Origin of the sequence: Amycolatopsis sp. NPDC058340, assembly GCF_042723975.1 — a bacterium.
Taxonomy (GTDB): domain Bacteria; phylum Actinomycetota; class Actinomycetes; order Mycobacteriales; family Pseudonocardiaceae; genus Amycolatopsis.
The window spans coordinates 62,317-73,608 of sequence record NZ_JBHXIB010000036.1 but is presented as its reverse complement, the minus strand read 5'-3'; the positions used below and the strand labels follow the sequence as shown (position 1 = coordinate 73,608).

At 71.3% G+C, this 11,292-nt stretch carries 11 protein-coding genes; 3 read left to right on the top strand and 8 right to left on the bottom strand.

Annotation, left to right across the window (positions count from 1 at the left end):
• Positions 1-123 precede the first annotated feature (123 nt).
• The gene (locus ACFWIW_RS30290; RefSeq protein WP_378371610.1) at positions 124-1,140 is read right to left on the bottom strand and encodes a saccharopine dehydrogenase family protein; all 1,017 of its coding nucleotides are present in this window, start codon (positions 1,138-1,140) and stop codon (positions 124-126) included.
• A 99-nt stretch (positions 1,141-1,239) separates the two neighbouring features.
• Here ACFWIW_RS30290 and ACFWIW_RS30285 point away from each other — a divergent pair, with 99 nt between their 5' ends.
• Positions 1,240-2,172, top strand: coding sequence for a helix-turn-helix domain-containing protein (locus ACFWIW_RS30285; RefSeq protein ID WP_378371609.1), 933 nt, complete (start codon positions 1,240-1,242; stop codon positions 2,170-2,172).
• Here the strand turns inward: ACFWIW_RS30285 and ACFWIW_RS30280 are convergent.
• The 4 genes from ACFWIW_RS30280 to ACFWIW_RS30265 are packed head-to-tail and all read right to left on the bottom strand — an operon-like array spanning position 2,153 to position 6,938.
• A complete protein-coding gene (locus ACFWIW_RS30280; protein WP_378371608.1) occupies positions 2,153-2,974 on the bottom strand; it encodes an SGNH/GDSL hydrolase family protein in 822 nt (273 codons plus the stop codon). The genes ACFWIW_RS30285 and ACFWIW_RS30280 overlap by 20 nt on opposite strands.
• Positions 2,975-2,984: 10 nt before the next feature.
• Complete coding sequence (locus tag ACFWIW_RS30275) at positions 2,985-4,241, bottom strand: carboxyl transferase domain-containing protein (RefSeq protein WP_378371607.1); 1,257 nt, start codon at positions 4,239-4,241, stop codon at positions 2,985-2,987.
• Positions 4,234-5,649, bottom strand: coding sequence for an acyl-CoA synthetase (locus ACFWIW_RS30270; RefSeq protein ID WP_378371606.1), 1,416 nt, complete (start codon positions 5,647-5,649; stop codon positions 4,234-4,236). Before ACFWIW_RS30270 ends, ACFWIW_RS30275 begins: the two co-directional genes overlap by 8 nt.
• 11 nt (positions 5,650-5,660) lie before the next feature.
• Complete coding sequence (locus tag ACFWIW_RS30265; protein WP_378371605.1) at positions 5,661-6,938, bottom strand: SLC13 family permease; 1,278 nt, start codon at positions 6,936-6,938, stop codon at positions 5,661-5,663.
• A 145-nt stretch (positions 6,939-7,083) separates the two neighbouring features.
• On the opposite strand from ACFWIW_RS30265, the gene ACFWIW_RS30260 reads away from it, so the two are divergent.
• Positions 7,084-7,788 carry a FadR/GntR family transcriptional regulator gene (locus ACFWIW_RS30260; RefSeq protein WP_350593177.1) on the top strand — a complete coding sequence of 235 codons (705 nt, stop codon included), beginning with the start codon at positions 7,084-7,086 and terminating at the stop codon, positions 7,786-7,788.
• On the opposite strand, the gene ACFWIW_RS30255 is transcribed toward ACFWIW_RS30260, so the two are convergent.
• Positions 7,785-8,393: a TetR/AcrR family transcriptional regulator gene (locus tag ACFWIW_RS30255; protein ID WP_378371604.1), complete on the bottom strand. Its 609-nt coding sequence runs from the start codon at positions 8,391-8,393 to the stop codon at positions 7,785-7,787. The two genes, ACFWIW_RS30260 and ACFWIW_RS30255, sit on opposite strands and share 4 nt — an antisense overlap.
• A 92-nt stretch (positions 8,394-8,485) precedes the next feature.
• On the opposite strand from ACFWIW_RS30255, the gene ACFWIW_RS30250 reads away from it, so the two are divergent.
• Entirely contained in the window at positions 8,486-9,376 is an 891-nt protein-coding gene (locus tag ACFWIW_RS30250; protein ID WP_378371603.1) for an alpha/beta fold hydrolase, read from the top strand.
• A 394-nt stretch (positions 9,377-9,770) separates the two neighbouring features.
• Here ACFWIW_RS30250 and ACFWIW_RS30245 read toward each other — a convergent pair whose 3' ends face one another.
• Complete coding sequence (locus ACFWIW_RS30245) at positions 9,771-9,968, bottom strand: hypothetical protein (RefSeq protein WP_016331585.1); 198 nt, start codon at positions 9,966-9,968, stop codon at positions 9,771-9,773.
• Between the two features lie 34 nt (positions 9,969-10,002).
• The gene (locus ACFWIW_RS30240; RefSeq protein ID WP_378371602.1) at positions 10,003-11,235 is read right to left on the bottom strand and encodes a hypothetical protein; all 1,233 of its coding nucleotides are present in this window, start codon (positions 11,233-11,235) and stop codon (positions 10,003-10,005) included.
• Positions 11,236-11,292: the final 57 nt, after the last annotated feature.

Sequence of the window (11,292 nt, the reverse complement as noted above, 5' to 3'; positions counted from 1 at the left end):
CTCGTGGCCGTTGGTGCGGCCGGGGTCCCCCCCTGCTTGTTGGCTCTCTCTACGACTGTCTTCTCCGGGCTGTTGCGGCCGCCCCCCCCCCCCCCACCCCGCCTCCCCTGCCCTGCCAGCCACTCACCCAGGAAGGCCGAGCCCCTCCACCGTCACCCGCGGTGCCAGCGCCGCCAGGAAACCTGCCGCGTCGAAGATCCCGCCCGCCGACACGACCCCGGTCGCCTTGGTCCGCCCGTCGAGCACCCGCTGGACGGCCTCCACCACCAGCGGCGCCGTGATCGCGTAGATGTCCTGCCCCCGCGCGACGATCCGCCGTTCCCCGCCACCGGACCGCACGACGACGTCGACCACGAACTCCTGCGAAGACGGGCCGTCCGCGGCGCGGGTCGGCGTCTCGGGCCTCACCACCTCGCGAGCCGCGTTCACGGTCATGTACGTGGTCACTTCGGGAATGTCGAGATGGCTCGGGACGGTGACGACGTCAGCCATCGTGAACTCGCCGAGCACGGCGCGGGTCCCGAGCGGCGCGGGGAAATCCCAGTCCAGCTCCGGCAGCGCGTCCTCGCGGCGTTCGATCCGGCCGCCGGAGAAGCGGATCCGCTTGCCGTCGCGCCGTTCCCGCGAGACCCTGCCCGCCGCGCGGGTCCCCTCCGTCGGGTGCCAGCTGCTCAGCGCGTACGCGATATGCGCTTCGTCCGCGGAAGTCCAGTCGCCCATCGCCGCGGTGACCATCAGGTCGCCGAGCCCGCCGAAGAACGCCATCGCCGGGACCACCGTCGCTCCCCCGGCGCGGTCGCCGAAGTCCGCGAACGTGTCCATGTTCGCTTCGAGTTCCGCGGCCACGTCCAGATACGGGACACCGGCCCGCAGCGCCGCTTCGATCACCGGGGCGGCGGTGTCGGCGAACGGCCCGGCGGCGTTGATCACCGCGTCCGCCCCCGCGAACGCGCGGTCGAGCGAAGCCGGGTCGTCGACCGAAGCCTGCCGGATCTCGACGCCGGACCGAGGCAGGCCGCGCAGTTTGGCCTCGTCGCGCCCCACGGCGAGCACGCCGAATCCGCGCTCGCGCAATTCCGCCACCACGAACCGCCCGGTGTGCCCGTAGGCCCCGAACACCGCGATGTCATACGTCCCCATGGTTTCTCCTGCCCTCGGTCGATCCACTGTGGACCATCCTGTCGGCGGATCCCGCCGATCGACAGTGTCCGGAACGCCATCATGCGTACACTTTCGGACATGAGTACGGTCGCCCTCACCGCCACGGACGGCATGCTGCAGTTCGAGCTGTCCATCGCCCACGAGGTCTTCGACACGGGTCTGTACGAATTCGGTGTCTACGGCTCGAAGCCGGTGAAGGTCGGACGTTTCCTGCTCGAACCGGATCACGGGCTCGAACGCCTCGCGCGCGCCGGCACCGTCATCGTCCCCGGCTGGGCCGACATCGACGTCGATCCGCCCACGGACCTGGTCGAGGCCGTGCGCGCCGCCCACGAAGCCGGCGCGCGGGTCGCCTCCCTCTGCACCGGTGCGTTCGTCCTGGCTGCCGCCGGCCTGCTCGACGGCCGCCGCGCGACGACACATTGGGCGCACACCGACGTCCTCGCCGCCCGATATCCGTCGGTCGAGGTCGATCCGGACGTCCTCTACGTCGACAACGGCAGTGTGCTCACCTCGGCGGGCAAGGCCGCCGCGATGGACCTGTGCCTGCACCTGGTCCGCCGCGACCACGGTTCGGCGGTCGCGAACACCGTCGCCCGCCGTCTGGTCGTCCCGCCGCATCGCGCGGGCGGGCAGGCCCAGTTCGTCACCACCCCGGTGCCCGACCAGGACGACCATCCGCTCGGCGGGCTGCTCCCCTGGGTCACCGAACGGCTGGACCGGCCGCTGACCGTCGAGGACCTCGCCCGGCAGGCCAACATGAGTTCACGCAACCTGGCCCGGCATTTCCGGTCGGCGACCGGGACGACGCCGCTGCGCTGGCTGCTGACCCAGCGCATCCGCCGCGCGCAGGAACTCCTGGAGCGGACCGACGACAGCGTCGACCTGATCGCCGAGGCCACCGGGATGGGCACCGCCGCGACGTTGCGGCGGCATTTCAACCGGACCGTCGGCGTGCCGCCGGACAGCTACCGGCGCACCTTCCGCGCGGCTAGCGCAGGCGTTCCGTGATCAGGTCCGCGACGGCCGCCATCCCGGCCTCGTTCGGGTGGTACGGCACGCGGCCCTGCGCGGTCGCGTATCGCTCCATCCACGGCACGGCGGCGCAGGCGTCGTGCTCCGCGCTGGCCGCGGCCGCCGGGATCAGCGTGGCCCGCTCGTCGCGCGCCGCCCGCCGGGTCGCCGCCGCCAGCCGGTCCGCCACCTCGCGTTCGAAGGCGAGTTGCTCCGGGGTGAGCGGAACGCCGTCGCAGGCGGGCCTGATGCCCGGAACGATCGTCAGATAGTCGACGACCAGCACCCGTGCCCGCGGCGCGCGCCGATGGACCGCCTCGATGACGGCACCGATCTTCTCGTGCACCGTGGTGAGCGCCGTGCGGACGGCGTCCTGGTCGACCTGGCCGCAGTTCGCGCCCCCGGTGTTCTGGCAGGCGTAGGCGAACAGGCTTCCGACGTAGCCGACGTCGTTGCCGCCGATGGTGATCGTCACGAGCCGGGTGTCCCGGGTGACGGCCTCGATCTGCGGCGGCTGCCCGGCCTGTCCGGTGGTGAGGATGTTCGCCGTCGTCGCGCCGCTGCAGGTGACATCGGTGAGGGCCAGGCCGCGTTCCCCGGCGAGGAGACTCGCGTAGTTCTTCGTCGAACGTCCGCACGCCGCCGGGGTTCCGGGCTGCTGCGGCGGGATTCCCGGCCCTGCCGCGAAGGAGCTGCCCATGGCGACGTAGCGCGCGGGCCCGCCCGCCTGCGCGGGCGGGGTGGCCAGGAGAGCGAGCGAGGCCGCGGCGAGCACCGCGGCGGATATCCGCTTGAACATGTCGAACCCCTTATCTCACGAAGGTGACCGGTTCCGGTCCCGCGATACCGTCGATGGCACCGAGGGCGAGCAGATCTTCGGGGCGTGGCTTGAGCGCGTCGGCGAGGGCGGGGACGTCTTCGTGCCCCCGCTTGAGGATCCCGGCCGCCAGTTCCGGGGCGATGACGGTGAAACAGGCGTCCGGGGTGAGCCAGATCCGGTCCGCCGAACAGAAGGCGAGCGCGCCGCCCGATCCTCCTTCGCCGATCACCAGGGTGGTGATCGGCACCGCCGCCGCCGCGATCGTGCCGAACAGTCCGGCGATCGCGTTCCCGACGCCGCCGGTCTCCGCGGCCGGATCGGCGGCCGCGCCCGGGGTGTCGACGAGCGTCAGCACCGGCAGTCCCAGCCGGTCGGCGAGCCGGATCAGCCGGGTCGCCGACCGGAAACCGCCGGGCGTGGTCGCCGTCCCGGTCTGCGCGGCGAACGCGATCGCCCGTCCGCCCCGGCTGCCGATCCCGCAGACGGCGCCGTCGTCGACGCCGCCCCGGAAGGTGACGCGGGTGTCGAAGTAGTCGTCGAGGTAAGCGTCCGCGCGCGGCCGGTCCGCCGACCGGGCACGTTCGACGGCCCGCCAGCCGTCGGGTGCGGCGTCGAGGGCGCCGAGCGCGCGGGGCAGATCCGCCGGACGGTTCCGGGAACCGCCGGTCAGCAGGCCGAGCCAGACCTCCAGCCGGTCGGCGATCGCCTCCTCGGCCACCAGTTCGTCGACATATCCGGCCGCGTACTGGTTTTCCGCCGTATAAGCGGGATCGTCGGCGTAGCGCCGCGGCCGCACCCGGCGTCCGGCGAAGCCCACCTGTGCACCGGGCACGGCGAGCACCACGTCGGCGTCGGCGCCGAGGGAAGCCCACACCCCGCCGGTGGTGGGATGGCGCGCGACGGTGACATGCGGCAGTCCGTCTTCCCGCAGCCGCGCGAGACCGCGCGCGATCCGCTGTAGCTGCCGCAGCGCGGGAACGCCTTCCTGCATCCGGGTCCCGCCCGTCGACAACAGGGAGACGACGGGAAGCCTGTGTGCGCACGCCTGATCGAGCGCCTCTTCGAGCAGCGCGCCGGTCCCGGTGCCGACCGAACCGCCCAGGAAGCCGAACTCGAAGCGGATCGTCACGACCTCGTGGCCGCCGATCTTCGCGCGGTCCCAGACGACCGACTCGTCCGTGCCCGTACGTTCCCTGGCACGCGCCAGGGAATCGGCGTAACCGGCCCAGCCCAGCGGGTCAGTCATGGAGCGCCCGCTTGAGGACCTTGCCCATCTCGTTGCGGGGCAACGCTTCCAGGTAGTGCACCACACGCGGCCGCTTATGCGGTGACAGCAGCCCGGCGACGTGGTCGGCGAGTTCGCCCGCCGTCGGCTTGTCCTCGGCGGGGACGATCCAGGCCACGATGCGCTCGCCGAGGTCGTCGTCCGGTTCCCCGGTGACGGCCGCTTCGGCGACCCCCGGATGCTCCAGAAGCGCGTTCTCGATCTCGCCCGCGCCGATCTTGTAGCCGCCGCTCTTGATCAGGTCGGTGGCGCGACGGCCCACGATGCGCACGTAGCCGTCCGGATCGCGCATCGCCATGTCGCCGGTCTTGAACCATCCGTCGTGCAGCGCGGCCTCGGTGGCGTCCGGCCGGTTCAGGTAGCCGAGGAACAGGTTCGGGCCGCGGACCTCGATCTCGCCGACCGTCTCACCGTCGAGCGGTTCCCCGGCGTCGTCGACCAGCCTCAGTTCGACGCCGGGCACCGGCGGGCCGACCGCGCCGGGCCGCCGGTCCCCGGTGGCCCGGACACCGCAGTTCATCAGCGTCTCGGTCATGCCATAGCGTTCGACGACCCGCTGCCCGGTCGCGGCGGTGATCCGCTCGTGGTCGGTCGCGGGCAGGGCCGCCGAACCCGAGACGAGCAGCCGCGCCGCGCCCACCCCGGCGGCCAGCGCGGGATCGGCCTCGCAGTCGGCCGCCAGCCGGTGATACATCGTCGGGACACCGAAGAGCATCGTCCCTTCCCCGGCGAGTTCCTTCGCGGCCGCTTCGCTCGAGAACCGCCCGAGGTGGTGCAGCGAGCCGCCCCGCCGCAACGGGCCGACCACACCCAGGATCAGGCCGTGCACATGGAAAAGCGGGAGGGCGTGCACGAGGACGTCGGCTTCGGTCCAGTCCCAGATCTCGGCGAGCGCGTCGAGATTCGACGCCACCGCCCGGCGCGGCAGGAGGACTCCCTTCGGCGGCCCGGTGGTGCCCGAGGTGTAGATCACGAACGCCGGAGCCTCCGGATCCGGTTCGTCGCCCCGCCACGGCGTGCCTTCGGTGTCCAGCTCGACCGGCACCCGCTGCAGTGCCCCGAGTTCCGGCGGCAACGCGACGTCCGGCTCGGCCAGCACGAGATCTGGTGCGCTGTCGGCGACGATATGCGCCAGTTCGCGTGATCCGGCCTTCGGATTGATCGGCACCACCGGGACCCCGGCGGTCAGCGCGGCGACGATCGCGACGCAGGTCCGCAGGGTCGGTGTCGCCCACACGGCGACCCGCGTGCGACCGGTGAGCCCGGCGGCGAGCGGGCCCGCGACGGACGCGAGTTCGCCGTAGGTCAGGGATTCGTCGCCGAACCGCAGCGCGGCGCGGTCGTTCCCGGCGGTCAGTCCGGACAGCATGGATCTCCTCCTCAGCCCCAGTTGGGCACGACGAACACGAGCCAGGCGATGAGCGGCACGACGGCCACCACGAGCGCCCCGTAGACCAGAAGTTGTTTGAAGAACTTGTCGCGGTCGACGTCCTTCGCGTTGGCGAGGACGAGCGCGCCGTTGGTGGAGAAGGGACTGACGTCCACCATCGTCGCCGAGACCGCGAGGGCGGCGATCATGCCGACCGGCCCGATCGTGCCCTGCGCCAGGAACGGGACGGCGAGCGGGATGAGCGCGCCCATCAGCCCGACCGAAGACGCGAAGGCGGAGACGACACCGCCGATGTAGCAAAGGAGGAGCGCCGCGAGCAGCGGGATCCCCACGGTGGTGACCGCGTTGCCGACGTAGTCGATGGTCCCGATCTCCTTCAGCACCGCCACGTAGGTCAGCACGCCGCAGATCAGCAGCACCGTCGGCCAGGTGATCTCGGAGACCGCGGAGCGGCTGGTCTTGGGCCACGCGACGCTCAGCAGGACGGCGACGGTGATGGCGGTCAGCCCGGGATCGAGATCGAACACCAGGGTGCCGACCACGAGCGCGACCAGGCCGGTCAGCGTCACGATCTTGGGCCCGTCCAAGGGAATGCGCTGTTCGTGCGGCAGCGGTTCCTCGTCGGCCCCGGCTCCGCCGGCGCCCGCCGTCACGAGCTGACGGCGCCGCAGTTTGGTCCCGCCGAGGACGACGAAGAGGACGCCCGCGATGGCGAGGTTCATGCCCAGGCTCGCGAAGAACAGCACGACGGGGCTGCCGGCGATGTGGTTGCGTTCGACGATCCCGTTGACGATCGAGCCGTAGACACTGATCGGCGAGAACCCGCCGCCCTGCGCGCCGTGCACCACCATCGCGCCCATCAGCAGCGGGCTGATCTTGTAGCGGGCGGCGAATCCGAGCGCGATCGGCGCGACGATCGCGCAGGCCGCCGGGCTCACCGCGCCGATCGCCGTCAGCGCGCCGGTGACCACGAACATCACCCAGGGGATGAGCGCGATCCGGCCGCCGACCAGCCGGACGGCCGCGGCCACCAGCCAGTCGGTGGTGCCGTTGGCCCTGGCGATGGCGAACAGGTAGGTGACCCCCACCAGCACCACGAAGATGTCGCCGGGGAAACCGGCGAAGATGCCGTCGGTGTCCAGTCCACCGGCGAGGGTGCCGACGAGGAACGCGCCGGCGAAGGCGAGCGCCCCCATGTTGATCGAGCGGGTCGTGGCGAGGGCGAAGATCACCACGAGGACGAGGATCGAGATCAGCTGGGCGGACATGACCGTCCTCCTTGACGGCGGGAGCCCCCTGGCGAGTGGCCGAGTGGACTAGTGGCTGAGCCACTTTCCCTGCGAGTGGCTCAACCTGTCAAGGGATGAGTGGTAAATTGGCTTAGCCACTTGTCCAGTCAAGGGAGGGGGCCGGGTGCCGGAGGCGTTGAGCCGGTTGAACCGGGCGAAGCTCTACGAGCAGGTCGTCGAGCGGATCAAGGCGCACGTCGAGGAGTCCGGCCTGCACGCGGGAGACAAGCTCCCCAGCGAACGCGACCTCGCCGAGCGGCTCGGGGTCAGCCGCGCGTCGATCAAGCAGGCGATCGTCGTGCTCGAAGTGCAGGGGCTGCTCGAGTCCCGCCACGGCGGGGGCACCTACCTGCGCAACGACCACCTCGACGTCGAACCGGTCGACGAACTCGTCGCCCGTCGCAGCCGACTGCCGGAAGTGCTCGAAGCCCGCGAGGCGATGGAGACCAAGCTCGCGGAGCTGGCCGCACTGCGGCGATCCGACGAGGATCTCGCCGCCATCGACGCGGCACTGGAGTTCATGAAGTCCGAGATCGAGGACGGCGGGCACGGCGCCGAAGGCGACCGCCGGTTCCACGAAGCGATCACCGCGGCCGCGAACAACGCCCTCCTCGCCGAGTTCATGCGCTCGATCGACACGCAGATCGCGGAAAGCCGGAACGAGTCGCTGCGGCAGCCCGGCAGGCCCTGGCGTTCGCTGAGCCAGCACCACAAGATCGCCGAGGCCATCCGGGCGGGCGCCCCGAAGGCGGCCGCGAACGCGATGCGACAGCATGTCCAGACCGTCAGCAAGGTCCGGCTGCTGACCTGGGACCCGCAGGCCGACTAACGCGCGAGCAGGCCTTTCGCGGCGATCTCCGTGGCCACGGCGAGCAGCCGGCGAAGCTGCTTTTCGTCACGACGCAAGGCATCCGGCCGCCAGCCGAGACTGATGACGCCGTTCCACGCCGCCCACAGCACGGTGGCGGCCTCGTCGGCGTCGACGTCCCGCAAGTCGCCCGCCTCCATCCCCTCACGCAGGGCTCGCACGAGGCGCGCGTTCTGCTCGGCGACCGACCGGGCGAGCCGCTCGGCGAGTTCGTGGCCCGCCGCGTAGCCGCCCGGCTCGCGGGGGAACGCCAGCATCCGGAAGTAGTCGGGATTGGCCAGGTAGAACGCCAGGTACTCGTCGGCCGCGGCGTAGATCTGCTCGATCGGCGTCCGGCCGGGGACATAGGCGCGGTCCATGTACTCGCGGTCGGCCTGGAGCGCGCGCTCCACCACCGCCGCGTGCAGGCCGGCCTTCGAACCGAAGTGGTTGTAGAGCGAGCCGACCGCGACGTTCGCCCGTTCGGCGATCTCCTCGACGGTGACGTCGTCGACGGGGCGTTCTCGAAAGACCTCGTCCGCGGCGCGCAGGAGCGCAGCGATGGTCCGTTCCTTGCGCGGGTCCACCCGGTGAGTCTAGCGGTTCTTGTAACCGTTGTAAGAACCACGCTACAGTTCTTGCAACGGTTACAAGAAGTCTCCGGGGAAAGGCGGCTGGCATGACGAACTGGGCAGGTGCCGGCTGGCGCGATCCCCGGCTCGGCGCGGTGAAGGAGGCCGAACTCCCCTCGGGGACCGTGCGTTATCACGAGACCGGGACCGGGCCGGTGCTCGTCTTCGTCCACGGCTACCTGGTGAACGCGAACCTCTGGCGTGCGCTCGTCCCGCTGCTCTCCCCCGCTTTCCGCTGTGTCACCCCGGATTGGCCGCTCGGCGGCCACCTGGTCCCGATGCGGCGGGACGCCGACCTGACCCCGCCGGGGATGGCCGCCGTGATCGCACAGTTCCTCGAAGCGCTCGACCTGACCGGCGTCACGCTGATCGGCAACGATTCCGGCGGCGCCTACAGCCAGATCGCCGCCACCACGTACCCCGGCCGGATCGCGCGACTGGTCCTCAACAGCTGCGAAACCCCGGAGTGTTCCTGGCCGCCCGGCCCCGGTGGTTTCGGGCTCCTCAAAGCGACCGCCGCCCATCCGGCGACCTATCGGGCGCTCTACCAGGCGCTGCGGATCCGCCGCACCTGGCGCTGGCGCAACACCTACGGCTGGCTGGCCAAGTACCCGATCGACGCCAGGGCCATGGAGAGCTTCATCGGCCCGGTGCTGACCGATCCGGCGATCCGCCACGACGGCCGCAAGGCCATCGGCAGCGTGTCCGCGCGGTACAGCCGCGAGGCGGCGGCCCGCCTCACCGGCTCCTTCGCCAAACCGATCCTGCTGGCCTGGGCGGCCGAGGATCACGTGTTCCCGCTCGCCCACGCGCGCCGGTTCGCCGAACGGCTGGGCGCTCCGCTGAAGACCATTCCCGACAGCTACGCGTACACGGCCGAAGACCAACCGGCGAAGACCGCCGCCGTGATCACCGAATGGGCACGGCAGCTGCTTTGAGCGGCAAGGCAAAGGTGGCGTGTTGCGAAAGCCACTTTCGCAACGCTGAAGGTTGCGAAAGTGGCTTTCGCAACGTCGCTAGAGGGCAGGCGAGCGATCGGCCCGGGTGGTCGTGAGTGGCGTTTCGGGTTCTAACCCTTATCGCCACTCACGAGGTCCGGCATCGGCGATGTCACGTGACTGGGCGGACGACGCGCGTGATCCGGCGGACGACACGATCGCGGCCGGGTTCCCGCCACGAGTCGTCCACCCGATCACGCGTGTCGTCCCTCCCATCACGCGTGTCGTCCGCCCGATCACGCGAAAGCGCCATCCGTGCACCCTGCAAGACGCGGTTGGCCCTGACCGTCACGACCCGGCTCAAGCGCCTCGTGAGTCGCCGCGCACGAGTGGGTCAGTCGCCGTTCCACTTGGCGTCTTCGGCGTCGGCCTGCCTCGTGCGTTCCTTGGCGATTTCCAGGGCGCGCCTGGCCGTCGCCTCGTCCGGGTACGGGCCGAGGAGGTCGATGCTCCGGCCTCGTTCCAGGTGCTCGACCTGGTTCGTCTTGGTGTTGAAGTACCAGCCCTGATCCGGGTTCGGGTCGCTCGACATACGTCAAGCCTGACATCACCGGGACGTCCTGTCATCACTTGCGATAGCGGTAGGGGATCTCCGTCGGATCGCCGGTCGGGCCGAACTCGCCGCCCTCGGGCTGGTCCACCTTCGAGCTTTCGGGCACGTTCTCGGCGAGCTCGTCGAACCAGCCCCGGTGCATCGGCACACCCCGCGGCGGGGTCGCGGGTTCCGGCGCGACGGGGACGCCCTGAGGAGGCGACGCCGGTTGCGGCATCGCGGCCGGCGGCGGAGCCGTGACAGGCGGCTCCGGCTCGGCCTGGCTCGCCGCGGCGGGCCGCACCTCCGGAGTGGCCGGAGGGGCGCTGACCGGCGGCGGCTGCATTCGGGAGGGCTGGGGCAGCGGAGGCGGCGCCTGCGACACCTGTGGCTGAGAAGCAGACGCCGGAGGCGTAGGGGTCTGAGGCGCGGCCTGCTGCGAAGCTGGTGTCTGCGGCGTGGGCACCGGTGCCGCAGGAGCCTGAGCAGCGGGCTGCGGCGCCGGAGCCGACGCGCCAGGGGCCTGAGAAGCAGGCTGAGGCCCCGGAGCCGACGCGCCAGGGGCCTGAGAAGCAGGCTGAGGCCCCGGAGCCGACGCGCCAGGGGCCTGAGGAGCGGGCGCCCCCTGATTCCCCGGCAACGGCGGAGCCGACGGCCCGGAAGGCGGCGTGACCGTGCGCCACACCGGCGCGGGTCCGATGTTCATCGGCGCCGGAGCGCGCGGCGGCTGCCCCGTCGCGGGCGGCGCGGCCTGCGAAGGCGGCGGAGGTGCCTGACGCTGCGAAGGCTTCGGGATCGGGTCCAGGCATGAGACGAGCACGGTGGTGTTCGCCGGATCCTCGACCTTCCGGCCGCTTCGCTCGCGGTAGATCATCTCGCCTTCGGTGTCCATCTCGACCAGGTAGCCGGCCTCGGCCAGCTGCTCTTCGTCGAGATCGACGAGTTTTTCGTAGCGCGACGGGACCACCCGGTAGATCGGCCAGGCGAGCCGGCCGTTCTCCTGGTGGAACTGGGCCAGCAACGCGGCCATCTGCTGCTGCCAGGGCAGCGACATCCCCTCGGCCAGCGAACGCGGCAACACGACGTAACCGGGATCGACACCCGGCCAGCCCTGGTTCAGCTGGTCGGCCAGCGGCGTGCTCGACGCCGGCCGCGCCGCCTGCCGTGCGGGCTGGGCGGTGCCGAAGAGATCGCGGGGATCGACCTCCGGGCCGCCTCCCGCCGCGGGCTTGCCTCGCCTTCCGAATTTCCGTGCCACGTTCTTCATCCTCTGCCAGTGTGCGGCCGCTCGCCGGTGGACAGGCCGCCACTTCGGGTGAATCCG

What these genes read in the sequence shown, in the direction of transcription:
- ACFWIW_RS30290 (WP_378371610.1), bottom strand. Translation starts at nt 1,140, where the DNA reads ATGGGGACGTATGACATCGCGGTGTTCGGGGCCTACGGGCACACCGGG.
- ACFWIW_RS30285 (WP_378371609.1), top strand. Translation starts at nt 1,240, where the DNA reads ATGAGTACGGTCGCCCTCACCGCCACGGACGGCATGCTGCAGTTCGAG.
- ACFWIW_RS30280 (WP_378371608.1), bottom strand. Translation starts at nt 2,974, where the DNA reads ATGTTCAAGCGGATATCCGCCGCGGTGCTCGCCGCGGCCTCGCTCGCT.
- ACFWIW_RS30275 (WP_378371607.1), bottom strand. Translation starts at nt 4,241, where the DNA reads ATGACTGACCCGCTGGGCTGGGCCGGTTACGCCGATTCCCTGGCGCGT.
- ACFWIW_RS30270 (WP_378371606.1), bottom strand. Translation starts at nt 5,649, where the DNA reads ATGCTGTCCGGACTGACCGCCGGGAACGACCGCGCCGCGCTGCGGTTC.
- ACFWIW_RS30265 (WP_378371605.1), bottom strand. Translation starts at nt 6,938, where the DNA reads ATGTCCGCCCAGCTGATCTCGATCCTCGTCCTCGTGGTGATCTTCGCC.
- ACFWIW_RS30250 (WP_378371603.1), top strand. Translation starts at nt 8,486, where the DNA reads ATGACGAACTGGGCAGGTGCCGGCTGGCGCGATCCCCGGCTCGGCGCG.
- ACFWIW_RS30245 (WP_016331585.1), bottom strand. Translation starts at nt 9,968, where the DNA reads ATGTCGAGCGACCCGAACCCGGATCAGGGCTGGTACTTCAACACCAAG.
- ACFWIW_RS30240 (WP_378371602.1), bottom strand. Translation starts at nt 11,235, where the DNA reads ATGAAGAACGTGGCACGGAAATTCGGAAGGCGAGGCAAGCCCGCGGCG.